The organism is Massilia sp. UMI-21, assembly GCA_015277795.1.
In the GTDB taxonomy this organism is placed as follows: Bacteria; Pseudomonadota; Gammaproteobacteria; order Burkholderiales; family Burkholderiaceae_D; genus Telluria.
This window is the reverse complement of sequence record CP063848.1, coordinates 4,874,964-4,899,214: the sequence shown is the minus strand read 5'-3', so window position 1 is coordinate 4,899,214 and position 24,251 is coordinate 4,874,964. Positions and strand designations below refer to the sequence as shown.

Here is a 24,251-nt window from a genome sequence, read left to right as displayed (position 1 = left end):
ATGTACCAGGCACCTGCAAACCGACGCCAGCGGCGCTGTTGACGCCCGCGCCGGGGCCGCGCTGAGCGCGCGGCCCCTTCTCCAGTAAGAAATCCGCCATCCACGCCTGCGGGCGCGGAACAGGCCCCCTTTTTCCTCGCCTCCGGCTCGCATCCGGCGGCGACAGGGATCTTTTTGTCTCATCAAACAAGAAAGGTTGATCATGAATAGCCAACAACACATGGGCAAGCCAAGGACACTCGCCGGACTGCTGGCAGCCGCAGGCCTGGCGGGCGCGGTGCTCGCCGGCTGCGCCGACGCCAACAGCGAGGAGGACGCAGCGGCGGCGGCGCCGGCCGCAGCGCCGGTCTCCGCGGCGGTCGTCATCGAAAAGCCGGTGGCCGAAACCCAGGAATTCTCGGGCCGCCTGGAGGCGGTCGAGATGGTCGAGATCCGCTCGCGCGTCAGCGGCTACATCACCGCCGTCAATTTCAGGCCGGGCGCCGAAGTGAAGAAGGGCGAGCTGCTGTTCGTGATCGACCCGCGGCCCTACCAGGCCGAAGCCGATCGCGCCGGCGCCGGCGCGACCGCGGCGCGCGCCCGTGCCGACCTGGCGCGCCTGGAACTGCAGCGCGCCGAACGCCTGCTGCTCGATAAAGCCATCGCCCAGCGCGAGTTCGACGAAAAAGCCGCCGCGCAGAAGGAGCTCGAGGCCAGCGCCCGCGCCGCCCAGGCGCAGTTCGAAGCGGCACGCCTGAACCTGGCCTATACCAGGGTGCTGGCGCCGATCGACGGCCGCGTGTCGAAGGCCGAGATCACCCTCGGCAACCTGGTCGATGCCAGCGCCGTGCTGACTTCCGTGGTTTCGCTCGACCGCATCTACGCCAGCTTCGACGGCGACGAGCAAACCTACCTGCGCGTCGGCACCCGCGCCCAGCGCGCCCAGGGAGCGGTCGTGAAAGTCGGCCTGGCCAACGAAGAAGGCTTCCCGCACGAAGGCAGGCTCGAATTCGTCGACAACCACCTCGACGCCCGCACCGGCAGCGTGCGCATGCGCGCCCTGCTCGCCAATCCGGAGCGCGCGCTGGCCCCCGGCCTGTTCGCCCGGGTGCAGGTGGGGAGCGGCGTGGCCGAGAACAGCATCGTGATCAACGACCGTGCCGTGGGCACCGACCAGAGCCGCAAGTTCGTGGTGGTGGTCGGCGGCGACGGCAAGGCCGAGTACCGGCAGGTTCAACTGGGCCCGGTGGTCGACGGCATGCGCGTGGTGCGCGCGGGCCTGAAGGCGGGCGAGAAGATCGTCGTCAACGGATTGCAGCGCGTGCGCCCCGGTGCCCCGGTCGCGCCGCAGATCGTGCCGATGGATGCGGATTCGTCGGCGACTGCAAGCACGGCGGTGGCCAAGGCCAAGGGCGAACAGGTCGCCATGAACACCGCAGGCAAGGAGTAATCCATGAACTTCTCACGCTTCTTCGTCGACAAGCCGATCTTCGCGGTCGTGCTGTCGGTGATCGTCTTCGTGGGCGGCCTGATCGCGATCTTCCAGCTGCCGGTGTCCGAGTACCCGGAGGTGGTGCCGCCGTCGGTGGTGGTGCGCGCCCAGTACCCGGGCGCGAACCCGAAGGTGATCGCCGAAACCGTGGCCGCGCCATTGGAAGAGCAGATCAACGGCATCGAGGACATGCTCTACATGAGCTCCCAGAACACCTCGGACGGCGCCCTGGCCCTGACCCTGACCTTCGCGATCGGCACCGATATCGACCGCGCCGAGAGCCAGGTGCAGAACCGCGTGCAGCGCGCGCTGCCGCGCCTGCCGGAAGAGGTGCGCCAGATCGGTGTCACCACCGTCAAGAGTTCGCCCAACCTGACCATGGTGGTACACCTGCATTCGCCCGATGGCCGCTATGACGACCTGTACCTGCGCAATTATGCGGTGCTGAACATCAAGGACCAGCTGGCGCGCCTGAACGGCATGGGCGACGTCCAGCTGTTCGGCTCGGGCGACTACGCCATGCGGGTCTGGCTCGATCCGCAGAAGGTCGCGGCGCGCAATCTCACCGCCGGCGACGTGGTCGCCGCCATCCGCGAGCAGAACGTGCAGGTCGCGGCCGGCGTGATCGGCCAGGGCCCCACGGAAGGCGCGCAGTTCCAGCTGACCGTCAACACCCAGGGCCGCTTGTCAAACGCCGAGGAATTCGGCGACATCGTGGTCAAGGCCGGCGAGGACGGTGCGGTGACGCGCCTGAAGGATGTGGCCCGCATCGAGATGGGGTCCAGCTCCTACGCGCTGCGTTCCCTGCTGAACAACAAGTCGGCGGTCGCGATCCCGATCTTCGAAGCGCCGAATGCCAACGCCTTGCAGCTGTCCACGGATGTGCGGGCCACGATGGAAGCCTTGTCGAAGGACTTCCCGGAAGGCGTCGAGTACAGCATCGTGTACGACCCGACCCAGTTCGTGCGCGAGTCGATCGACTCGGTGATCAAGACCCTGCTGGAAGCCGTGGTGCTGGTGGCCCTGGTCGTGATCGTGTTCCTGCAGACCTGGCGCGCCTCGATCATCCCGCTGCTGGCGGTGCCGGTGTCGGTGGTCGGCACCTTCGCCGTGATGCTGATGTTCGGCTTTTCGATCAACACGCTGTCGCTGTTCGGCCTGGTGCTGGCGATCGGCATCGTGGTCGACGACGCCATCGTCGTGGTGGAAAACGTCGAGCGCAACATCGGCCACGGCTTGTCGCCGCATGACGCCACCATCCAGGCCATGCGGGAGGTCAGCGGCCCGATCATCGCGATCGCGCTGGTGCTGTGCGCCGTGTTCGTGCCGATCGCCTTCGTTTCGGGCCTGACCGGCCAGTTCTACCGCCAGTTCGCCCTGACCATCGCGATCTCGACCGTGATCTCGGCCTTCGTCTCGCTGACCCTGGCGCCGGCCATGTCGGCCGCCCTGCTCAAGAGCCACGATGCACCGAAAGACCGCCTGACCCGTGCCATGGACAAGCTGCTGGGCCGCTTCTTCGCCGCCTTCAACCGCTTCTTCGGCCGTGCCTCGCACAGCTACGAAGGCGGCGTGAAGACCGTCCTGCGCCGCAAGACCGCGACCTTGGGCGTCTACCTGGCGCTGGGCATTGCCGCGGTCTTCATGTTCAAGGTGGTGCCGCCGGGCTTCGTGCCGGCCCAGGACAAGGGCTACCTGATCGGTTTCGCCCAGCTGCCCGATGCCGCCTCGCTGGACCGCACCGATGCGGTGATCCGCCGCATGTCGGCCATCGCCAAGGAGATCCCGGGGGTGGAATCCTCGATCGCTTTCCCGGGCCTGTCGATCAACGGCTTCACCAACGCGCCCAATGCCGGCATCGTGTTCACCGGCCTGAAACCGTTCAGCGAGCGCAAGGGCAAGCCGGAGCAGTCCGCCGACGCCATCGCCGCCGAAATCAACAAGCGCATGGGCGAAGTGAAGGATGCGTTCGTGATGGTGCTGGCGCCGCCGCCGGTGAACGGCCTGGGCACCACCGGCGGCTTCAAGCTGATGCTGGAAGACCGCGGCAACCTCGGCTACGACGAACTGTACCGGGCCACCCAGGCGCTGCAGGCCAAGGCCTGGGGAACGCCGCAGCTGGCGGGCGTGTTCTCGAGCTACCAGATCAACGTGCCGCAGCTGTTCGCCGACGTCGACCGGGTCAAGGCCAAGCAGCTTGGCGTGCCGCTGGCGACCATCTACCAGACCTTGCAGGTGAACCTGGGCTCGCTGTACGTGAACGACTTCAACCGTTTTGGGCGTACCTACCAGGTGCGGGTGCAGGCGGATGCGCAGTTCCGCTCGCAGCCGGAGCAGATCGCGCAGCTGAAGGTGCGCAGCGACAAGGGCGAGATGATCCCGCTGTCCTCGCTGATGCAGGTGAAGGACAGCTATGGACCGGACCGCGTCCAGCGCTACAACAACTATGTGGCGGCCGACATCAACGGCGGTCCGGCCCCGGGCGTTTCGTCGGGCCAGGCCCAGGCCATCATGGAGCAGCTGGCCAGGGAAACCCTGCCGAAAGGGATCGCTTACGAGTGGACTGAGCTGACCTACCAGGAGATCCTGGCCGGTAACACCATGATGCTTGTGTTCCCGCTGTGCGTGCTGCTGGTGTTCCTGGTGCTGGCTGCCCAGTACGAAAGCTGGACCCTGCCGCTGGCCGTGATCCTGATCGTGCCGATGTCGATCCTGTGCGCGCTGGTGGGCGTGAAGTTGACCGGCGGCGACAACAACATCTTCACGCAGATTGCCCTGTTTGTGCTGGTGGGGCTGGCCTCGAAGAACGCGATCCTGATCGTGGAATTCGCCCGCGAGCTGGAAGACCACGGCCGCAGCGTGTTCGAGGCCGCACTGGAGGCGTGCCGCCTGCGCCTGCGTCCGATCCTGATGACCTCGATCGCCTTCATCATGGGGGTGGTGCCGCTGGTGTTCTCGCGCGGCGCCGGCGCCGAGATGCGCCATGCGATGGGCGTGGCGGTGTTCGCCGGGATGCTGGGCGTGACCTTCTTCGGCCTGTTCCTGACGCCGCTGTTCTATGTTTTGCTGCGCACGCTCGGCAAACGTTTCGAGAAAAAAAACCCGCTGGCGAAGGCGCCGGTGCCGGACCTGGAAGGAGTGCATTGAGATGAGCAGCATGATCGCACGGGGTGTGGCCCCGGCATTGTCCACATTGTTGGCAGCCTTGCTGCTCAGCGCCTGCGCCACGCCGGCGTTCAGGCAGCCGGCCATCGAGACCCCGGCCGCCTTCCGCGAGGCCAACGCGCCGGCCGCCGAAGTCGATGGCATCGACGGTGCGCGCTGGAAGCCGGCCCGGCCTGCCGAAACGCAGCCGCGCGGCCAGTGGTGGCTGGCCTTCCACGACCCGGCGCTCACCGCCCTGGTCGAGGAGGCCGGCGCCAACAACGCCAACCTGGCGGTGGCAGCAAGCCGCGTCAAGCAGGCGAGGGCGATTGCCGGCATCGCAGCGGCGGACAGGGTGCCCCAGGTCGGCGTGGGCATCGGCGCCGAGCGCGCCCGTCCGTCTCCCTTGGCGTCTGGACTGCCGCAGGGCACGCCGACCCGGCCGGTGACGACTTATACGGCCAGCCTGAGCGCGAGCTACGAGGTCGACCTGTTCGGCCGCGTGGCGGCCGGCGTGTCGGCGGCGCGCAGCGATGCGGCGACCATCGAGGCGAATTACCGCTCGGTGCTGCTGGCGCTGCAGGCCGACGTGGCGCAGACCTACTTCCGCCTGCGCGCCCTCGACGCCGAACTGGACACGGTGGCGCAGGCCGTGCGGCTGCGCGAAGAGAGCGTCGAGGTGACGCAGCGCCGCTTCGACCTGGGCGACATCGGCGAGTTCGACCTGTCGCGGGCCCGCACCGAGCTGGCGGCGGCGCGCGCCGAGGCGATCGGCCTGCAGCGCCAGCGCGCGACTGCGGAACACGCGCTGGCGGTCCTGCTGGGCAAGCCGGCCGCGCACTACGCGGCCGGCAAGAATCCCCTGCTGGATGCGAGCGCGCTGCCCCGCATCCCGGCCGGCCTGCCGTCCTCGTTGCTGGAGCGCCGCCCCGACATCAATGCGGCGCAGCGGGCCATGGAAGCGGCCAATGCCCGCATCGGCGTGGCGCGCGGCGCGATGTTCCCGGCCTTGAACATCAGCGCGGCCGGCGGCGGCGTCGGCGACGCCTTGTCCGACGTGTTCAGGTGGAGCAGCCGTTCCTGGGTGCTGGGCCTGCTCACGTCGATGCCGATCATCGACGGCGGCCGCAACCGCGCCAATATCGCGCGCAGCGAAGCGGTGCTGGAGGAATCGGTGGGAGCCTACCGCCAGAGCGTGCTCACGGCCTTTGCCGAGGTCGAGGACAAGCTGGCCGGCCTGCGCATCCTCGCTGGCCAGGCCGGGCAGATCGATGCGGCCGTGACGGCGGCCCGCCGTTCGGCTGACCTGGCGCAGAAGCTGTATGACGCCGGCCGCTCCAGCTACCTCGAGCTGCTCGATGCGCAGCGCAACCTGGCCGCGGTCGAACGCACGGTCGTCCAGTTGCGCGGCGAGCGCGCGCTGGCGACGGTGGCCCTGGTCCGCGCGCTGGGCGGCGGCTGGGACCCGGATCCTGCCGACGCCGTGGCGCTGGCAGGCCACTGATCTTTCACTTTTCCGTATAACTGTTGCCCTTTGCGGCGGCGCGTGCATGCGCCCGCCGCTTTTTTCTGCATGGTAGTGAAACTACATAACAAATCGAAATTCTGTTGACACACTATCGCCACGGGGACAGAATTGGCCCGTCAATTGCCCGTATGTACGAGTGAAATAGCACTTATGGTAGTTAAACTACTCACCATGCATGGCTGTTGATTGTTGTTATCGCTTTCTAGAAGGAATTCATTACCAATCCGTACCATCCACCGGAGGAGACATGAAGAAGAAAGTCAGCGTTACAGCCCTGCTCGCAACGAGTGCCCTGATGCTGTCGGCCCATGCCGGCGCAGCCACCCCGCCGGCCCAGGCCGGCAACAGTTCCGCCGTCCTGCTGCAAGGCTTCCACTGGAACTCGGCGGGCTACAGCAACCCGAACTGGTACAACACCCTGGCCGGCAACGTCGCCGACCTGAAGGCCATGGGCTTCAGCCACGTGTGGCTCCCGCCCTCGTCCGACTCGGCGGCACGGGAGGGCTACCTGCCGCGCCAGTTGAACAATCTGGGTTCCAGCTACGGCAGTTCGGCCGAGCTGACCAACGTGGTGCGCGCCTTCACCAACAATGGCATCAAGGCGATTGCCGACGTCGTGGTCAACCACCGTGTCGGCTCGACCGGCTGGTCCGATTTCACCAACCCCAACTGGACCCGCTACACCATCGCCAATAATGACGAGTGCAACTGCGGGCTCGGCAGCGGCGATACCGGCTCGGGCTTCAGCGCCGGCCGCGACATCGACCATACGAATGTGGGCGAAACCCAGAATGGCATCATCAACTGGCTCAACTACACCATCAAGCCGATCGGCTTCAGCGGCCTGCGTTTCGACTACGTGAAAGGCTTCGGCGCCCAGTACGCCGGGAAGTACGCAAACGCCTTCGGCGCCCAGTTCTGCGTGGGCGAGCTGTGGACCGACCTCGACCTGAACAATGTCGACGCCCACCGCCAGCAGATCATGAACTGGATCAACGGCACCAGCAACAGCTGCGGCGCCTTCGACTTCACGACCAAGGGCCTGCTCAACGACGCCCTGGCCAACGGCAACTACTGGCGCCTGCGCGATGCTTCCGGCAAGCCGCAGGGCGCGGTCGGCTGGTGGCCGGCGATGGCGGTGACCTTCGTCGACAACCACGACACCGGTCCTTCGGAAAGCTGCGGCGTCGGCCAGAACCACTGGCCGGTGCCGTGCGGCGCGGTGATGCAGGGTTATGCCTACATCCTGAGCCACCCCGGCATCCCGACGGTCTACTACCCGCACATCTACAACTGGAACCTGAAGACGCCGATCAGTGCGCTGATGGCGGCGCGCCGCACGGCGGGCGTCACCTCGACTTCGCCGGTCGCGATCCAGGCGGCGACCCAGGGCCTGTACGCGGCGATCATTACCGGCAACACGCGCCAGCTGGCGATGAAGATCGGCCCGAACAGCTGGAGCCCGGGCGCCGGCTGGACCCTGCAGACCTCGGGCACCAACTACGCGGTCTGGATGAAGTGATCCGACAGGCGGCTGCGCCGCCTTGAGACCGGTCCGGCATGGAAGCGCGGCGCCCCCGATGGCGCCGCTACAATGCCGGCATGACGACAGCAGCTTCCCCGACCCTGACCGGCTTGGCGCCGGTCATCGACGCCGACGTGCGCATCCTCGTGCTGGGCAGCTTTCCCGGCGCGGCCTCGCTCGCTGCGGGGCAGTATTACGCGCACCCGCGCAACCAGTTCTGGCGCCTGATCTCTGCCGTAATGGGCGAAGACCTGGCCGCGCTGCCGTACCCCGAGCGCCTGCCGCGCCTGCTGGCGCACCATGTCGGTGTGTGGGACGTACTGGCGGGCTGCGAACGCGAAGGCAGCCTGGATTCCGCCATCCGCAAGCCCGCCGCCAACGACTTCGCGCGCCTGCGCGTGCTGTGTCCGCAGCTGGAAACGGTCGGCTTCAACGGTCAGGCTTCCGGCAAGTTCGCGCCGCAGTTCGCGGCGCATGGGTATCGCACCGTGGTGCTGCCGTCGAGTTCCCCAGCGCACATGGCGATGAGTTTCGAGCAGAAGCTGGCGGTGTGGCGGCAGCTGGCAGCGCCGGACCAGAAGGCGCCGGCGCCGGACCAGTCGCCGCTATTCTGACCCGGAGCGCTTCGTGCGCGGCACTACAAGCAGTGCTTAGCGGAGCATCTTCCCCGTTGCCGCACTCACGCTGCGCAGATAGGCCAGCTTGGCCGAATACAGCTGCCGCATCTCCTCCCGCGTGCTGGTGTCCACCGCCCTGGCGATCTGCTCGCGCGCGTGCCTGACGTCGCCCAGGCGCAGGTGGGCCACCCCTAGCCAGAAGCGGAACTCGTCGTTGTAGGGGGCGCGCCTGACCTCGCGTTCGAACAGTTTTTTTGCTTTGTCGAAGTCGCCCTCGCGCAGCGCCAGCATGCCCTTGTCGAAGTGGTAGTAGGGCGGGAAGGGCTCGATGCTCGCGACGCGTTGTCCCAGCGCCTGCGCCTCGTCGTGCTTGCCCAGCGCGGCCAGCACCGGCTGCAGGTTACGCATCACCATCACGTTCTCCGGCTCGCGCTCCAGCGCGCTGCGGTAGGTCTGCTCGGCCAGGGCGGTGTCGCCGTGGCGGTCGTAGATCACGGCCAGCGTGTTCAGCGCCGCCACCAGGCCCGGGCGCTTGTTCACCGCTGCGCGCGCCCACCAGTAGGCGTCGTCGACGCGGTCCTGCACCAGCATTTCGGCGGCGCGGTTGTTCAGGTACAGGGCGACGATGTCGTCTTCGTCGAGTTCGCGCGCGCGCAGGCGCGCGGCTTCGTCCTGGGGGATGAAGTCGACCACCAGCATGTCGTACTGGTCGCTGGTGCGCGTCCCGCTCTCGGGGCGGTCGCCGATGCTGATGTTGACGTGCGAGCTGCCGAGATACAGGCCGGCGGTGCGGCTCCAGGTATTGTCGGCGTCGACGCTGCGAAAGCGCATCGGCATGCCCAGTTCCCGGGCGAAGGCCGCGGTCATGATCACCAGCGACAGGCAGTTGCCGGAGCGGTCGGCATAGGTTTGCGCCGCGGTGCGGGTGCGGGAAGACTCGTATTCGAGTCGCAGGTCGCTCTTGCTGTACAGCGCTTCGACCAGACCCTGGCGCTGGCCTTTCTGGCGCAGCTGCCTGGTGAAGGCCGGGCTGTTCAGGTAGGAGCGCATCTCCGGACTGAGGGTGAACAGGTCGTCGGCGCCGACTTGTTCGGAAGGCGGCGCGAAGCGCGCATCCGCGAGCGGAGGGCGGGGCGGGGCAGGTGGCTGCACGCTGGCGCAACCGGCCAGCACGGTCAGGGACAGCAGGATGGCGAAGCACTTCATGACTCACTCCGGTGGCGTACTTACACGGGAAGTATCTGCCTCTGCCGGAGCGATGTCAAAGGCGCCGTGATCGATTGCGCCAACGCCAGGCGCTATGCCGCCTGCGGGCAGCCGCCCGCTTTCAATACGCGTACGGTGGATGCAGGATTGTTCGCCAGCTTCTCCGCAGCCCTCCTGGGACGTGCCACCAGCTCACCGCCACAGTTCGGGCACTGGTTGCGCAGCACACCCGTCACGCAATCCGTGCAGAAGGTGCATTCGAAGGAGCAAATCAATGCTTCGGTCGAGTCCGGCGGCAGGTCCTTGTCACAGCATTCACAATTGGGGCGCAATTGCAGCATCTTGTTCTCCTATGTTCGGGAAGCGAGCTTGTTGCGGATGTGCTTTCACTCTTCGTGAAAAGCGTCGACCAGTTCGTCCAGCAGCTCGGCGGTTTCCTCGTCCGACAATCCCAGGTAGGCACAGGCGGCGACGCCGCCCTTGTTCCATTCCAGCGACTCGCCGTGACCCTGGTAGCGGCAGATCGCGCTCTCGGCCAGCAGCGACAGCGCCACCAGCGAACGCACCGTGCCGGCGGTGGCGGCATCATCGAGGACGGCGACATCGTGGTGGTGCAGGATCGCCCAACCGACGTCGCCCGAGAGCCCCCAGTTGCGCGCCAGCAGGCAGCCGACAGAGGCGTGGGAGGTGGAGTGGCGCTCCTCCTCCAGCGCGGTGCACGGACGCTCGGCTTCCAGGGAGGCGGCCGCGTAGGTGGCGGCATAGTCGGCGAAGCGTTCCATCAGCAGCGGCACGCCGGTGTCGCAGAACAGGCCGAAGGTATGGGCCACGTCGGCTTCGCCGATGCGCAGGCGGCGCGACAGGAACACCATGGCCTGGGCGCGGCGGGTGGAGATGTCCCAGAAGCTGGCCAGTGCCGCGCTGTTGGCCGGAATCGCCTGGCGTGCCAGCAGGCCGGTCATCAGGGACGCGACCTGGTTGATGCCCAGGAACAGGATCGCCTGTTCGATCGACTTGGCCTTGCGGCGGCCGCCGTAGATCGCCGAATTGGCGAGCTTGAGCAGGGCGCCGGACATGCCGACGTCGCTCGCCACGATCTTCCCGATCGCTTCCGGCGAGGGATCTTCCGAGGCCAGTTCACGCTGCATGTCGGCGAGCAGGCTCGGCCGGGGTGGAATACGGATCGATTTGATCAGGGCATCAACCTGGTCGAGTTGCGGAACGGGATCGGCGACGGTATGCATGGGCGGAGGCTGAATCGACTGCTATGGAAGATACTTTGGGGAAAGGCGAACAACCGTGCAACTATACCCCAGCCATTGTTTTATTGCAGTAAAGCAATTCAAATTGCTGTCATCTCGCCGAGTTCTGTGTCAATTTCACCAAAGCGACGCCTCGGAATAGCCCGGGTTAGAATCCGCGCATGGCCATCTCGACAATAGCAGGAATCGATTTTTTGCAGCCGGCGGAGATCGTGGCGCGCCAGCTGATCGGCGTGACGGTGCTGGTGGACGGCATCGGCGGACGAATCGTCGAGACCGAAGCCTACGACCGCGAGGATCCGGCTTCGCATGCCTTTTCCGGGCCCACCGAGCGTAACGCGTCGATGTTCGGGCCGCCCGCCCATGCCTATGTCTACCGCTCCTACGGCATCCACTGGTGCCTGAATTTCGTGTGCCGCGAGGAAGGCCATGGCGCCGGGGTGCTGATCCGCGCGCTGGAGCCGCTTGCCGGGCTCGACGAGATGCGGCGGCGGCGCGATGCGCAGGACGAGTGGCTGCTGTGTTCCGGTCCCGGCAAGCTGTGCCAGGCGCTGGGCGTGAGCCGCGCCCTCAACGGCATGGCGATATCGCGGCCGCCGTTCGAGCTGCTGCCCGCGCCGGCTGGGCTGGAGATCGTGAGCGGGCCGCGCATCGGGATCTCGAAGGCGATGGACGTGCCCTGGCGTTTCGGGCTGGCCGGTTCCCGCTTCGTCAGCCGCCCCTTCCGCTGAGCGCCTGACAATCGGCCCGATGGCTGCGTTGCATCGTCTTGCCCTCTGGCCGATTGCCAGGCGCTTCGCTTCAAAACGATGTTTCAGGCCTGGCGCCGGCGCTGCGGCTTGGCCGTGCCGGCCGCGGGCAGGGCGGCCACCGGGCGTCCGCGCATCGGGCTGGCCGCGCCGCGCCGCTCCTGCAGGCCCTGGAAACCCTCGTCGCCGTCGTCTTCCTCGGCCGGCTCGTCCTCGTGCGACTGCGCCAGGGCCGCGGTCTCGTCGCCGTCGATCTTGAAGATCGCCACCGCCTTGGCCAGGTTGACGGTCTGCTCGTGCAGGCTTTCGGCCGCCGCCGCGGCCTGTTCCACCAGCGCCGCGTTCTGCTGGGTCATGCCGTCCATCTGGCCGACTGCCTTGTTGACTTCGGCGATGCCGTCGGCCTGCTCGGTGCTGGCGATGCTGATCCGGCCGATGATGTCGTTTACCTGGCGCACCGAGGCGACGATGTCGCCCATGCTGGCGCCGGCTTCGCTCACCGAGGCGCTGCCGTCTTCGATGATCTTCACCGAATCCGCGATCAGGGCCTTGATCTCGCGCGCCGCCGCCGCCGAGCGCTGCGCCAGGGTGCGCACTTCGGCAGCCACCACTGCGAAGCCGCGGCCCTGCTCGCCGGCGCGCGCCGCTTCGACCGCGGCGTTCAGGGCCAGCAGGTTGGTCTGGAAGGAGATGCCGTCGATGACCCCGGTGATCTCCACGATCTTGCGCGAGCTGGCCTCGATCGATTCCATCGTCGCGACCGCGCGGCCGACGGCCTGGCCACCGTTCGAGGCCAGTTGCTGCGCCTCGGCCGCCAGGCTCGATGCCAGCCGCGCATTGTTGGCGTTTTCCTTCACCGCGGTGGTCAGTTCTTCCATCGTGCTGGCGGTCTGCTCGAGCGAGCCGGCCTGCATCTCGGTGCGGGTCGACAGGTCCAGGTTGCCGCTGGCGATTTCCTTCGAGGCGGTGTCGATCGAGTGCACCGAGCGCAGGATGCTGTGCAGGGCGCCATTCAGGCGCGAGATCGAGTGGTCGAGTGCGCGCGAGGTGTCGGCGATCTCGTCGCGCCCGTTGCCCGGCGTGCCGGACGGGCGCAGGCGGCCTTCGGCCAGGTCATGCACCACGGTGGCGATCGAGTGGATGTCCGCCAGCATGGCACGCCGTACCAGCATCGTCGCCACCAGCGACACCCCGATCGACAGCAGCACCAGGCCGGCCATGCTGAGGCCGAGCATGCGGAACTCGGCCTTGGCGGCGGTATAGGCCTCCAGGCTCAGCTTCTTTTCCAGCGCCGCCAGGTTCTGCAGCCCGGTGTCGAGGGCCACGAACTGTTTTTCGGCCTTCTGCATCGAGTTGGTGGCGATCGACTGGTCGACCTGGGCCAGCTCGATGGTCTCGCCCACCAGCTTGCGGTAGCTCGCCAGCGCCGCCAGCGAATGCTCGATCGACGTGCGCTCGGAGGGTTCGGCCAGCCTGGCCAGTTCGTCCAGCCTGGTGCCGATCGCCGCATGCTTCTTGTGGATGTCGGCGGTGAGGGCAGCCAGGCGGCTCTGGGCGAAGCTGCCGTTCACCCAGGCCAGCAGCTGGTAGATGTTGGCATGTGCGAAGCGCGCTTCGCCGGCCACGTCGGCCACCGCCTGCAGGCGCGCGGCGCGCACCTGCACCATGTGCTCGAGCGAAGCGTTCTGGCGCACCATGCCGTAGTAGGCCGCCGCCGACAGCATCGTCAGCAGCACCAGTACCAGGCCCGGGGCAAGCAGGAGTTTCGGGCCGATCCTCAGTTTGTTCAGCATGCTTTGACTCCGGGCGTGGACGATGGGCGACCAGGATTACTTCTTGTAGATACCGACTTCGAGCACCACGTCGTCGACCCGCTGGATGAAGGTCGTCTTCGGTTCGATCTTGCCGCTGGTCGGATTCTTGTACTGGTAGTCGACCCAGCCCTTGCCCTTGGCGGCGGCCAGGTCGATGATCTCGCGGCGGTATTTCTTGCCGTTCGCGTCCGGCACGTCGGTCAGGTCCTTGCCGACGATCGAAGGGTTGTAGGGGTGGGCCAGCACGATGCCGGTCTTGAGGTCGCGGATGTCCATGTACAGCTCGCCCTGGACGTATTCCGCATCCTTGGCGCTGATGCGCTTCATCATCTCTTCCTTGCCCTTGGCCTTGACCAGGGCGACGCCGCGCTCGACCATCGCAATGGCGTCCTTCTCGGTCGGGCTGTTGGCGAAGGCGGGGGCCGCGGCGATAGCGAGGCACAGGGCCGCGGCAGTAACGGACATGCTGGCGAACAGTTTCATGCTTGACTCCTCGGGTGGAATGTTCTGAGATCAATATTGCTAAAGTGCATTGGCAAATGTACCGGCCTGAGGTCGGCAGTAATTGCGGTGGCGCAATCGCATTGCATAGCAACGTAGGAACGTTGCGCATTGGTGTCAGTCGATGCCGACCCGCGGCCCTTCCACGGATCGCGGCAGCGTGTTGGTTAGTTGATCAGGATTGTTGTTTTGTTGAAATCCATTCATGTAAAATCCGTATTTTTGCTGACGGGTTTGCATGAGAGTCGAGAGACAGATCCCCTACGGCGATGCGTCGGCGCCGGTAGCGCAGACCCAGCCCCACCTGGCTTACCGTCCCGATATCGACGGACTGCGCGCCGTCGCCGTGCTCTCGGTCGTGCTGTTCCATGCCTTCCCTACCGCGCTGCGCGGCGGCTTCATCGGCGTCGACGTCTTCTTCGTCATCTCCGGTTTCCTGATCTCGAGCATCCTGCTGCGCGAACTGCAGCAGGGCAGCTTCAGCTTCGCCGGCTTCTACGCGCGCCGGGTGCGGCGCATCTTCCCGGCGCTGGCGCTGGTGCTGGCGGCCTGCCTGGCCTTCGGCTGGCTGGCCCTGTTTCCCGACGAGTACCAGCAGCTCGGCAAGCACGTGGTCGGCGGCGCCGGCTTCGCCGCCAACTTCTTCTACTGGGCCCAGGTGGGCTATTTCGACACCGCGGCCGACACCAAGCCGCTGCTGCACCTGTGGTCGCTCGGCATCGAGGAGCAGTTCTACATCCTGTGGCCCGTGATCCTGTTGCTGGCCTGGCGCCTGCGCGCGCGCTGGCGGGTGAACCTGCTGGTGGTGGCGGGAGTGCTGGCGCTGGCCTCGTTCGCGCTCAACGTGGCCGGCATCGCCGCCCACCCCAGCGCGACCTTCTACTCGCCGGCCAGCCGCGCCTGGGAGCTGCTGCTGGGCGCGGGCCTGGCCTGCCTGCAAGCGGGCCCGCCCCGCGCCGCGCGCCTGCCGGCGCCGGACCTGCTGGCCTGGACCGGCGCGGTCCTGCTGGCGGCCGGCCTTGCCCTGATCACGCGTACCAGCCTGTTCCCCGGCTGGTACGCGCTGCTGCCGGTGCTGGGGGCCGTGCTCCTGATCGCCGCCGGGCCGCAGGCCTGGTTCAACCGCGTCGTGCTGTCGAACCGCCTCATGGTCTGGGTCGGGCTGGTCAGCTACCCGCTCTACCTGTGGCACTGGCCGCTGCTGTCCTTCGCCCAGATCATCGAGTCGCGCGAGCCGCAGCCCGCCATCCGCGCCGGCGCCGTGCTGCTGGCGCTGCTGCTGGCCTGGCTTACCTATCGCCTGGTCGAGCGCCCGCTGCGCGCCGGCGCCGCGCGCGACAGGCGCGCCGTGGTCGCCGCGCTGTGCGCACTGATGATCGCCTGCGCCGGCGGCGGCGCCTATATCTACCTGAACGAGGGCCTGCCGGCCCGCAAGGCGGTGCAGGAAAACCTGGCCAACCAGAGAGCGCTGGTGGTGGTCGAGGACAAGGCCAATGCCGAGGCCTGCAAGAAGCGCTACGGCTTCGATTCCATCTACGAGTACTGCCTGCAGGCCGATCCGGCGAAGGAAGCAAGCGTGGTGCTGCTGGGCGACAGCCACGCCTATCATGTGGTGGCCGGCCTGACCAGGTATTACAGCAGCGTGGGCCAGAACCTGCTGATGCTGGGCACCCGCCACCCGTACTGGGGCCTCGAGCCGGGGAGCGATCCCTACCAGCAGGCGACCCAGCCGATGCTCGAGCTGGCCCTCGCCATGCCCTCGGTGAAGACCGTGGTGTTCTCGACCCACCTGCGCTTCGGAACCGGAGCCGACCAACGCATCTGGGTCGACGCGGCGCGCGACACCTTCCGCCGCTTCATCGCGGCCGGCAAGGAGGTGATCTTCATGAACGACGTGCCGATCGTCGGCTTCGATCCCCGCTCGTGCATCAAGCGCGCCGGCGTGGCCTCGTCGGCCACCCGGATGCCGTGCGCGATCACGCGCGCCGAATGGGAGCAGCAGATCGTCGGACACCGCCAGGTGCTGGCCGCGTTCGCACGGGAGTTCCCGCAGATTGCCTGGTTTGATTCGTCCGCCGCGCTGTGCGACGACAGCACTTGCCGCGTCATGCTGGACGGGCGCCTGATGTACCGCGATACCAACCACCTGAGCTATGACGGTGACCTGCGGGTGGGCGCGCACTACGCCGCGTGGATGCGGCAACGGACCGCGCAGCGCCACTGAAGCAGCGCGGCAGGACCGCTCCGGCAGCGCCGGGCGGTCCTGTCCAGCCATTGACCCGTTCTTTGCCTTCCTTGTGTTAGCTCCCGCTATAAGACCATTCTGATTGATTGACGGCAATTCTTCATAATTTCCGTAACGTAAGATGAATTCTTCCCGGCAACGCTTTTTCTGCGGCCGGCTCTTTCATCCCATGTTTCCTGGAGAATTCCCGTGACCACGACCGAATCGACGCCCTCCAAGTTCAAGCCCTATACCCGGCAGACGATCCACCTGGCGCGCCAATGGCAATGGCTGACGCCGGAGTTGCAGGAGGCGGTGCAGGTGGTGTCCCATGTACTGCCGTTCCGCGTGAACGCCTACGTGCTGGAGGAGCTGATCGACTGGGACAAGGTGCCGGACGATCCGATCTACCGGCTCACCTTCCCGCACCGCGACATGCTGCCCTCCAGCGAGTACGAGCAGCTGCGCGACCTGGTGCTGCTCAAGAAGGACGATGCCGCCATCGCCAGGATGGTGCACGGCATCCGCATGCGCATGAATCCGCACCCGGCCGGACAGATGACGCACAACGTACCGCGCGTGAACGATGCGCCGCTCAGGGGCCTGCAGCACAAGTACAAGGAAACCGTGCTGTTCTTCCCGAGTTCGGGCCAGACCTGTCACGCCTACTGCACCTTCTGCTTCCGCTGGCCGCAGTTCGTCGGCATGGACGACATGAAGTTCGATGCGCGCGAGTGCGGCGAGCTGGTGTCCTACCTCGAGAACCACCGCGACGTCACCGACGTCCTGATCACCGGCGGCGATCCGATGATCATGAATACGCGTTCGCTGGCCGAATTCCTCGAGCCGCTGTTGCAGCCGAGCCTGGCCCACATCCAGAACATCCGGATCGGCACCAAGTCGGTCGCCTACTGGCCGCAGCGCTTCGTGTCGGACAAGGACAGCGACGACCTGCTGCGCCTGTTCGAGCGAGTCGTCAGGTCGGGCAAGAACCTGGCCATCATGGGGCATTACAACCATGCGGTGGAGCTGCGTCATCCGATCGCCCAGCAGGCGGTCAAGCGCATCGTCGGCACCGGCGCCACGCTGCGCATGCAGGGCCCGCTGATCCGCCACATCAACGAAGACCCGAAGAGCTGGGCGGAGCTGTGGACCACCGGCGTGCGCCTGGGCGCCATCCCGTATTACATGTTCGTCGAGCGCGACACCGGGCCGCGCGACTACTTCTCGCTGCCGCTGGCGCGCGCCCACGAGATCTTCCAGGAAGCCTACTCGATGGTATCGGGCCTGTCGCGCACGGTGCGCGGCCCCTCGATGAGCGCCTTCCCGGGCAAGGTGGTAATCGACGGCGTGGTCACGATCAATGGCGAAAAGCTGTTCGCCCTGCAGTTCCTGCAGGCCCGCAATCCGGAATGGGTGCGCCGGCCGTTCTTCGCCCAGTACGATGCCGAAGCCACCTGGCTCGACCATCTCAAGCCGGCCTTCGGGCGCGACAAGTTCTTCTTCGAGCAGGAGAGCGGGGGGCCCTTGCGTGGACCCGGCGGCCGCGTCATTCCGCTGGTGCCGGCAGGGCAGCTGCACGGCGGCGAAGCCGGCGGAAGGTCCGGCGACAAGCACGCCCAGGACGCGGCCTGAGGGCCGGCCGGCACCGCCCCCCGGAACCGATCGAGACCTGGCCCATGCAGGACGCCGCCACCGCGCCACGCCTGTCCGGCGTGGCGGTATTCTTCTACGTGTTCCTGCCGTTCGCGCTGGGGCACTACCTGTCCACGCTGCTGCGCAATGTGAACGCGGTGCTGGCCTCGCACCTGGTGGGCGCGCTCGCGCTTACCCCGGGCGAGCTGGGACTGCTCACCAGCGCCTTCTTCTTCGCCTTCGCGCTGGTCCAGCTGCCGGTCGGGATCGCGCTCGACCGCTGGGGGCCGCGCCGGGTGCAGCTGGCGATGATGCTGGTCGGCGCCCTGGGGGCGCTGCTGTTCTCGCGCGGCAGCGGCTTCGGGCAGCTGCTGGCGGCGCGCGCCATCATGGGCTTCGGCCTGGGCGGCTGCTTCATGGCGGCGGTCAAGGCGATCTCCACCTGGATCACCCCAAGCAAGCTGCCATCGGTACACGGCTACCTGATCGCGGTGGGCGGCCTGGGCGCCGCCACCGCCACCATGCCGGTGCGCCTGGCGCTCGACTACACCGACTGGCGCGGCCTGTTCGCCATCCTGGCGGGGCTCACCGCCTGCTCCGGGCTCTTGATCGCGCTGCTGTATCCGCGCGACAGCGGCACGCAGCCGTCGCGCGGGCCGCTCGGCCAGGCCCTGCGCGAGGTGTTCCGCGCGCCGGTGTTCCGTACCACGGCCTCCCTGGTCCTGATCCCGCATGCGGTGTTCTTCGGCATCCAGGGCTTGTGGATCGGGCGCTGGCTGAGCGATGTCGCGCGCTTCCCGGACGACGCGGTGGCCTACCTGCTCTACATGGGCATGGCCTCGGTGATCTTCGGCGCCATTGCGGTGGGCACGATCACCGAGTGGGCGGGCAAGCGTGGCATCGCTCCGCTCGACGTCGCCGCCGCCGGCATCGGCCTCTTCCTGCTGGTGCAGGCTGCCTTCATCGTCAACTACCGGCCGAGCTTCCAGTTGCTGTCGGTGCTGTTCACCCTGGTCGGGACGATCACCGGTATCGAGTACGCGATCATCGCGCAGTCGATGCCGCGCGAGCTGACCGGGCGCGCGGCAACCTGCCTGAACCTCCTGATCTTCATCGGCGCCTTCGTGGTGCAGGCCGGTTTCGGCCTGATGATCGGGCTGTGGAGCGCCGACGGGGAAGGCCATGCCCCGGCCGTGGCCTATCGCGCGGCCTTCGCGGTGCTGGTGCTGATTCAACTGCCGGGACTGGCCGGCTTCGTCCTGCGGCGGCGGCGCCGGCGCCGGGCAGAGGCCGCGGCCCCGGTGGAAGAAGAAGGATTGGCGGTGACGTCCTGACGGCTGGGTCTTCTGTTGGTAACGGACGGCGCGACATTGCCAAACTGGCTAGTATCGAGCCAGAATGGACGCCGTCCGTTGTTCCCGGGAGAGCACCATGCGCCACCACATCCTGCCCTGCCTGTCGGCGGGCGCCATGCCCCTGCTGCTTGCCGCCTGCGCGCAACAATCCACCTTGCCGCCCGGCGCCGACGTCGGCTTGCAGCCCGTCATCGAGGCGCCGGTCAGGAGCCTGATCCCGACCGTCGACATTGCGCCAGCCAGGGGCTGGCCGCCGGGCGCCACACCGGCGGCCGCGCCCGGCCTGGCAGTCAAGGCTTTCGCGGCAGGCCTCGACCATCCGCGCTGGCTGCTGGTGCTGCCCAACGGCGATGTACTGGTGGCCGAAACCAATGCGCCCGAACGCCCGCAAGACCGCAAGGGCATCCGGGGCTACGTCATGGGCCTGGTGATGGCGAAGGCCGGCGCCGCCGTGCCCAGCGCGAACCGCATCACGCTGCTGCGCGATGCCGACGGCGACGGCGTGGCGGAGCTGAAGAGCGTTTTCCTGAAGGACCTGCATTCGCCCTTCGGCATGGTCCTGGTCGGCGACATGCTGTACGTGGCGAACACCGACGGCATCGTGCGTTTCCCCTACCGCGAAGGCGACACCGAAATCAGCGCGAGCGCGCAGCCGGTGGCGCCGCTGCCGGGCGGCCCGCTGAACCACCACTGGACCAAGAACATCATCGCCAGCCAGGACGGCCGCAGGCTGTATGCCACCGTGGGCTCGAACAGCAACGTCGCCGAAAACGGCATGGACAAGGAGGTCGACCGCGCCGCCATCCTCGAAGTGGACATCGCCACCGGCAGGACGCAAGTCTTCGCCTCGGGCTTGCGCAACCCGAACGGCATGGCCTGGCATCCGCAGACCGGCGTGCTCTGGACCGTGGTGAACGAACGCGACGAATTGGGCAGCGACCTGGTGCCGGACTACCTGACCTCGGTAAGGCGGGGCGGTTTCTACGGCTGGCCCTACAGCTACTACGGCCGGCACGTGGACGAGCGGGTGCAGCCGCCGCGCCCCGATCTGGTGCAGCAGGCGCTGGTGCCGGACTATGCGCTCGGCTCCCACGTGGCCGCGCTCGGGCTGGCCTTCTATACCGGTTCGCTGCTGCCCCGGTTCGAGAACGGCGCCATCGTCGGCCAGCACGGATCGTGGAACCGCAAGCCGCTGTCGGGCTACAACGTGGTCTATGTGCCGTTCAGGGAAGGCCGGCCGGCCGGCAAGCCGGTCGAGCTGCTCTCCGGCTTCGTCGACAGGCATGGCGACGCGCTCGGACGGCCGGTCGGCGTCGCGGTCGACAAGGCAGGGGCGATTTTGGTCGCGGACGATGTCGGGAACACGATCTGGCGCGTGACGCCCGGCCGGTGATTCGCCGGGCGGACGGCAAGCCCGCCCGCCCGCCTTACGCACACCCTTCGACCAACAGCAGGGGCAGTCCGGTCCACAGGATCCCCACCAGCGCCAGCAGGGCGCCCAGCGCCCCGGCCCAATCCAGCAGCGCGGCATCCTTTGCATGATGCAGGATGCCCCGCTCGCGCCACGCCAGCCACAGGCAGATGGCCAGCGCCACTGCCGTCGCGATGCCGAGCAGCGTCCGGTCCGGTCCCCCATCGCGCATCAGGGCCGGCGTGCACTGGGCCGCCGCCATCAGGTAGCTGAAGGTGAAGTGGGCGGCCCATACCAGCATGGGCAGGGTGCCGCGCAGGAGCTGGCGAAAGAAATGATCGTGCATGCTTACTCCATCAGCCAGGGCATCAGCGACGGCAGGCCCTGCACCAGCACCATGCCGGCGATGCCCTGCAGCGTCGTGTAGTGCCACAGCAGGGCGACGTTGTCGAGCGTGGCGCGGCTGTGCTCACCCAGGTGGCCGCGCCAGGTGCGCAGGCACAGGTAGGGGCCGGCGATCGCCAGCACCACCACGTGCAGCCCCTGGTAGCCGAGCAGCGCGCCGATCGCGGCGCCCCAGGCGCTGGCGCTCGGGTCCAGGCCGGCATATTGGTGACCGCGCAGGTCGAGCATGAACGAGGCCACGGTGCAGCCGAGCGCCAGCAGCACCAGCCAGGGCAGGCGGCGCTTGCCGAGCGCGCGCACCGCCAGCAGCATCAAGACCGAACTCGCCAGGAGCAGGCCGGCGGAGACGAACTGCCAGGGCAGGGCCGGCAAGGCGGCGCCGGGAGGCGGGCAGACCAGCAGGCGCATCGAGACATGGATGTAGGCGAAGCAGAACGAAGCGAAGATGCTGGCATCGACCACCAGCATCACCATCGTGCCCCACCAGGATTGCGAGGCCGCGCCTTTTGCGTTTACCGGAAGCACCAGGTCGTCGGCGACGCGCGCCTGTGCGATCGGCGGCTTGCGGTCCGATTCCCACAGCCAGGCGACGGTGCCGGCCACCGCCACCAGGCCGAAGGTCCAGGCCAGCAGGATCGCCTTCACCGTCAGCAGCAGGAAGAAGCCGGCCGTGCCGAGGGCGGCGATGACGGGCAGCCAGCTGTCGCCCGGCAGCACCATCAGGTAGCGCGGCTCGGCGCTGACCGGGCTGGTGGCGATGGTCTCGCGCAGGCCGGTGGCGGTGCCCGGCAGGTAATGCTGGCCGCGCGCGACTTCCTCCGACAGGCTCGGCTGGTCCCATAGCGGATTGGTCGAGCTGATGCGCGGGATGCTATGGTTGCCGTAGGAGCCTGCGGGCAGCCACTCGAGCGTCGCCGCGTTCCAGGGGTTGCCCGGTTCTTTTTCCGGCCGGCGCAGGGTGCGCACGGCATCGAAGATCAAGACCAGCACGCCGAGCGCGAAGATGAAGGCGCCGATCGTGGACAGCATGTTCAGCAGGTTCCAGCCGAGCTGCGCATCGTAGGTGTAGACCCGGCGCGGCATGCCGAGCAGGCCCGTGATATGCATGGGGAAGAAGGCCAGGTTGAAGCCGCCGAACATCAGCCAGAACACCCAGCGCGCCAGGCGCTCGGACAGGCATTGCCCCTTGACCTGGGGGAACCAGTAATACAGCGCGGCGAACACCGGGAACACCATCCCGCCGATCAGGACGTAGTGCAGGTGGGCCACGATGAAATAGGTGTCGTGCACCTGCCAGTCGAAGGGAACCACCGCCACCATCACGCCGGTCAGGCCGCCCAGCACGAAGATGAACATGAAACCCATCAGGAACAGCGTGGGCGAATGCATGCGCACGCGCCCGTTCCACAGCGTGGCGAGCCAGGCGAACACCTGGATCCCGGTCGGGATGGCCACCGCCATGCTGGCCGCCGAGATGAAGCTCATCTCCAGCACGCCCAGGCCGGCCGTGAACATGTGGTGCGCCCACAGCCCGAAGCTGAAGAAACCGACGCCCACCAGGGCCACGATGACGGCGCGCCGTCCCACCAGCGGGGTGGCGGCCAGGGTCGGGACCATGGTCGAGACCATGCCGGCGGCCGGCAGGAAGATGATGTAGACCTCGGGGTGGCCGAAGAACCAGAACAGGTGCTGCCACAGGATCGGGTCGCCGCCGCGCTCGGCGATGAAGAAGGGCCAGTCGAAGGCGCGCTCCAGCTCCAGCAGGGCGGTGCCGGCAATCACCGCCGGGAAGGCGAACACGATCATCACCGCAACCACCAGCATGGCCCAGGCATACACCGGCATGCGGCGCAGGGTCATGCCCGGCGCGCGCGTGAACAGGATGCCGACGATCAGCTCGACCGCGCCGGCGATGGCCGAGATCTCGATGAAGCCGATCCCGAGCAGCCAGAAGTCGGCGTTCAGCCCGGGCGAATACGTGTTGCCGGTGTAGGGCGGGTACATGAACCAGCCGCCGTCCGGCGCCAGGCCCACGAAGACGGTGCAGAAGAAGGCCAGGCCGCCGAAGGCGTAGGCCCAATAGGCATAGGCCGACAGGCGCGGGAAGGGCAGGTCGCGTGCGCCCAGCATGTTGGGCAGCAGGTAGACGGCGATCGCCTCGACGATCGGAATCGCGAACAGGAACATCATCACCGTGCCGTGCATGGTGAAGACCTGGTTGTAGGTGCCGGGACTGAGCAGGGTATTGTCGGGCACCGCCAGCTGCACCCGCATCACGAGCGCCAGGATGCCGGCCAGGATGAAGAACAGCAGCGCGGTGCCGATGTAGAGCAGGCCGATGCTGGTGTTGTTGACCGACTTGAAGAAACGCCAGCCGGTAGGGGTGCGCCAGACTTCCTTGAGGCGCTCGAATTCGTCCTCCGGCCGGGGCAGGGAACTGGGCAATGTGTTGGAGGGCTGCGTCATTTCAGGTGCTCGAGATAGGTGGCCAGCGCGTCCAGCGTGTCGCGGTCGAGCTCCGGCGAGCCCGGCATGAAGACGCCGGGCTTGGCCGCCTGCGGGTGGGCGATCCAGGCTTTCAGGGTGTCGTGGCGGGTGCGCAGGGTGCCGGCCGCGATGTACATGCGGCTGCCGACGTGGGTCAGGTCCGGCCCCTGGTGCGCCTCTTCGGCCACGCCGCGGATCGTGTGGCAGGCCTGGCAGCGCTGTTCCAGGAAGGCGCTGCGGCCGCGTTCGAGTATCGCGTTGTTCGCCGGCATGGCAGGCTGGGCCTGGCGCGCCAGCCAGGCCTCGAACTCGTGCGGGGGCAGGGCCACCACGTGCAGCGCCATCTTGGCGTGCTGGGCGCCGCAGTACTCGGCGCACTGGCCGCGGTAGACGCCGGGCTTGTCCGCGCGCAGGTTCAGGCCGGTGACGCGGCCCGGCACCATGTCGCGCTTGCCGGCCAGCGACGGCACCCACAGGCTGTGGATCACGTCGGCCGAATTCAGGCCGAGGTAGACCGCGCGTCCGGTGGGGATGTGGATCTCGTTGGCGGTGACGATCTCGCGCCCGCTCGCCGGGTCGCGGTAGCGCACCTCCCACCACCACATTTTGGCGGTGAGCGAGATGACGAGCGCATCGTGCGAGGTTTGCGGCGCCAGCTGGGCGCTGCGCCAGGTGCTCCAGGCCAGCAGCGCGCTGAGCACGACGACAGGGAAGGCGATGCCGCCGCCGCCGATCCAGAGCAGCGCATGCGCCGGCCGTTCGCGGCGCCGCAGGCTCAGGTACAGCAGCGCCATGACGGCGATGAAGATCACGGCGCCGGCGCCGAACATCACCCAGGCGAACTGGCTGATGATGGCGGCGTCCCAGCCGGCCGGGTGCAGGACGGACTGCAGCGTGCCGTCGACAGGAAGACTCAT

The 24,251-nt window shown here is 67.4% G+C and carries 18 protein-coding genes; 10 read left to right on the top strand and 8 right to left on the bottom strand.

Annotated elements, in window-relative coordinates; translation table 11 throughout:
- The first annotated feature begins 202 nt into the window (after positions 1-202).
- From IM543_21550 to IM543_21530, 5 genes are all read left to right on the top strand, one after another.
- A complete protein-coding gene (locus IM543_21550) occupies positions 203-1,429 on the top strand; it encodes an efflux RND transporter periplasmic adaptor subunit (GenBank protein ID QOY94056.1) in 1,227 nt (408 codons plus the stop codon).
- A 3-nt stretch (positions 1,430-1,432) separates the two neighbouring features.
- A complete protein-coding gene (locus IM543_21545) occupies positions 1,433-4,618 on the top strand; it encodes an efflux RND transporter permease subunit (protein ID QOY94055.1) in 3,186 nt (1,061 codons plus the stop codon).
- Between the two features lies 1 nt (position 4,619).
- Positions 4,620-6,119 carry an efflux transporter outer membrane subunit gene (locus tag IM543_21540; protein QOY94054.1) on the top strand — a complete coding sequence of 500 codons (1,500 nt, stop codon included), beginning with the start codon at positions 4,620-4,622 and terminating at the stop codon, positions 6,117-6,119.
- A gap of 271 nt (positions 6,120-6,390) precedes the next feature.
- Positions 6,391-7,665 (top strand): alpha-amylase, encoded by a 1,275-nt coding sequence (locus IM543_21535; GenBank protein ID QOY94053.1) that lies wholly within the window; start codon positions 6,391-6,393, stop codon positions 7,663-7,665.
- Between the two features lie 80 nt (positions 7,666-7,745).
- Positions 7,746-8,282: a DNA-deoxyinosine glycosylase gene (locus IM543_21530; protein QOY94052.1), complete on the top strand. Its 537-nt coding sequence runs from the start codon at positions 7,746-7,748 to the stop codon at positions 8,280-8,282.
- A 36-nt stretch (positions 8,283-8,318) separates the two neighbouring features.
- Here IM543_21530 and IM543_21525 read toward each other — a convergent pair whose 3' ends face one another.
- The 3 genes from IM543_21525 to IM543_21515 form a co-directional block, all read right to left on the bottom strand.
- Positions 8,319-9,458: a tetratricopeptide repeat protein gene (locus IM543_21525; protein QOY96801.1), complete on the bottom strand. Its 1,140-nt coding sequence runs from the start codon at positions 9,456-9,458 to the stop codon at positions 8,319-8,321.
- 125 nt (positions 9,459-9,583) lie between these two features.
- Positions 9,584-9,832 (bottom strand): DUF1272 domain-containing protein, encoded by a 249-nt coding sequence (locus IM543_21520; GenBank protein ID QOY94051.1) that lies wholly within the window; start codon positions 9,830-9,832, stop codon positions 9,584-9,586.
- A gap of 45 nt (positions 9,833-9,877) precedes the next feature.
- Positions 9,878-10,735 (bottom strand): HDOD domain-containing protein, encoded by an 858-nt coding sequence (locus IM543_21515; GenBank protein ID QOY94050.1) that lies wholly within the window; start codon positions 10,733-10,735, stop codon positions 9,878-9,880.
- Between the two features lie 179 nt (positions 10,736-10,914).
- Between IM543_21515 and IM543_21510 the strand changes: the two genes are divergently transcribed.
- Positions 10,915-11,484, top strand: a complete 570-nt coding sequence (locus tag IM543_21510) for a DNA-3-methyladenine glycosylase (GenBank protein ID QOY94049.1) — start codon at positions 10,915-10,917, stop codon at positions 11,482-11,484.
- Positions 11,485-11,567: 83 nt separating this feature from the next.
- Here the strand turns inward: IM543_21510 and IM543_21505 are convergent, their stop codons facing one another.
- Together IM543_21505 and IM543_21500 are read right to left on the bottom strand one after the other, a co-directional pair.
- Positions 11,568-13,295, bottom strand: coding sequence for an MCP four helix bundle domain-containing protein (locus tag IM543_21505; protein QOY94048.1), 1,728 nt, complete (start codon positions 13,293-13,295; stop codon positions 11,568-11,570).
- Between the two features lie 36 nt (positions 13,296-13,331).
- The gene (locus tag IM543_21500; protein ID QOY94047.1) at positions 13,332-13,799 is read right to left on the bottom strand and encodes a cache domain-containing protein; all 468 of its coding nucleotides are present in this window, start codon (positions 13,797-13,799) and stop codon (positions 13,332-13,334) included.
- Positions 13,800-14,055: 256 nt separating this feature from the next.
- On the opposite strand from IM543_21500, the gene IM543_21495 reads away from it, so the two are divergent.
- From IM543_21495 to IM543_21480, 4 genes are all read left to right on the top strand, one after another.
- A complete protein-coding gene (locus IM543_21495; protein QOY94046.1) occupies positions 14,056-16,041 on the top strand; it encodes an acyltransferase in 1,986 nt (661 codons plus the stop codon).
- Between the two features lie 210 nt (positions 16,042-16,251).
- On the top strand, positions 16,252-17,676 hold the full coding sequence (locus IM543_21490; protein QOY94045.1) for a 4Fe-4S cluster-binding domain-containing protein: 1,425 nt from the start codon (positions 16,252-16,254) through the stop codon (positions 17,674-17,676).
- A gap of 44 nt (positions 17,677-17,720) precedes the next feature.
- A complete protein-coding gene (locus tag IM543_21485) occupies positions 17,721-19,010 on the top strand; it encodes an MFS transporter (GenBank protein ID QOY94044.1) in 1,290 nt (429 codons plus the stop codon).
- Between the two features lie 97 nt (positions 19,011-19,107).
- The gene (locus IM543_21480) at positions 19,108-20,424 is read left to right on the top strand and encodes a sorbosone dehydrogenase family protein (GenBank protein QOY94043.1); all 1,317 of its coding nucleotides are present in this window, start codon (positions 19,108-19,110) and stop codon (positions 20,422-20,424) included.
- A gap of 34 nt (positions 20,425-20,458) precedes the next feature.
- Here the strand turns inward: IM543_21480 and IM543_21475 are convergent, their stop codons facing one another.
- From IM543_21475 to IM543_21465, 3 genes are read right to left on the bottom strand one after another with little or no spacing between them, the layout of a single operon-like run.
- Positions 20,459-20,788: a hypothetical protein gene (locus IM543_21475; protein ID QOY94042.1), complete on the bottom strand. Its 330-nt coding sequence runs from the start codon at positions 20,786-20,788 to the stop codon at positions 20,459-20,461.
- A gap of 2 nt (positions 20,789-20,790) precedes the next feature.
- Entirely contained in the window at positions 20,791-23,313 is a 2,523-nt protein-coding gene (gene ctaD, locus IM543_21470; protein QOY94041.1) for a cytochrome c oxidase subunit I, read from the bottom strand.
- Entirely contained in the window at positions 23,310-24,251 is a 942-nt protein-coding gene (locus IM543_21465; GenBank protein QOY94040.1) for a c-type cytochrome, read from the bottom strand. Before IM543_21465 ends, ctaD begins: the two co-directional genes overlap by 4 nt.

Coding starts and splice junctions, on each gene's coding strand:
- IM543_21500 (QOY94047.1), bottom strand. CDS start 13,799: ATGAAACTGTTCGCCAGCATGTCCGTTACTGCCGCGGCCCTGTGCCTC.
- IM543_21545 (QOY94055.1), top strand. CDS start 1,433: ATGAACTTCTCACGCTTCTTCGTCGACAAGCCGATCTTCGCGGTCGTG.
- IM543_21530 (QOY94052.1), top strand. CDS start 7,746: ATGACGACAGCAGCTTCCCCGACCCTGACCGGCTTGGCGCCGGTCATC.
- IM543_21520 (QOY94051.1), bottom strand. CDS start 9,832: ATGCTGCAATTGCGCCCCAATTGTGAATGCTGTGACAAGGACCTGCCG.
- IM543_21510 (QOY94049.1), top strand. CDS start 10,915: ATGGCCATCTCGACAATAGCAGGAATCGATTTTTTGCAGCCGGCGGAG.
- IM543_21465 (QOY94040.1), bottom strand. CDS start 24,251: ATGAGTCTTCCTGTCGACGGCACGCTGCAGTCCGTCCTGCACCCGGCC.
- IM543_21515 (QOY94050.1), bottom strand. CDS start 10,735: ATGCATACCGTCGCCGATCCCGTTCCGCAACTCGACCAGGTTGATGCC.
- IM543_21475 (QOY94042.1), bottom strand. CDS start 20,788: ATGCACGATCATTTCTTTCGCCAGCTCCTGCGCGGCACCCTGCCCATG.
- IM543_21550 (QOY94056.1), top strand. CDS start 203: ATGAATAGCCAACAACACATGGGCAAGCCAAGGACACTCGCCGGACTG.
- IM543_21485 (QOY94044.1), top strand. CDS start 17,721: ATGCAGGACGCCGCCACCGCGCCACGCCTGTCCGGCGTGGCGGTATTC.
- IM543_21540 (QOY94054.1), top strand. CDS start 4,620: ATGAGCAGCATGATCGCACGGGGTGTGGCCCCGGCATTGTCCACATTG.
- IM543_21480 (QOY94043.1), top strand. CDS start 19,108: ATGCGCCACCACATCCTGCCCTGCCTGTCGGCGGGCGCCATGCCCCTG.
- IM543_21495 (QOY94046.1), top strand. CDS start 14,056: ATGAGAGTCGAGAGACAGATCCCCTACGGCGATGCGTCGGCGCCGGTA.
- IM543_21505 (QOY94048.1), bottom strand. CDS start 13,295: ATGCTGAACAAACTGAGGATCGGCCCGAAACTCCTGCTTGCCCCGGGC.
- IM543_21535 (QOY94053.1), top strand. CDS start 6,391: ATGAAGAAGAAAGTCAGCGTTACAGCCCTGCTCGCAACGAGTGCCCTG.
- ctaD (QOY94041.1), bottom strand. CDS start 23,313: ATGACGCAGCCCTCCAACACATTGCCCAGTTCCCTGCCCCGGCCGGAG.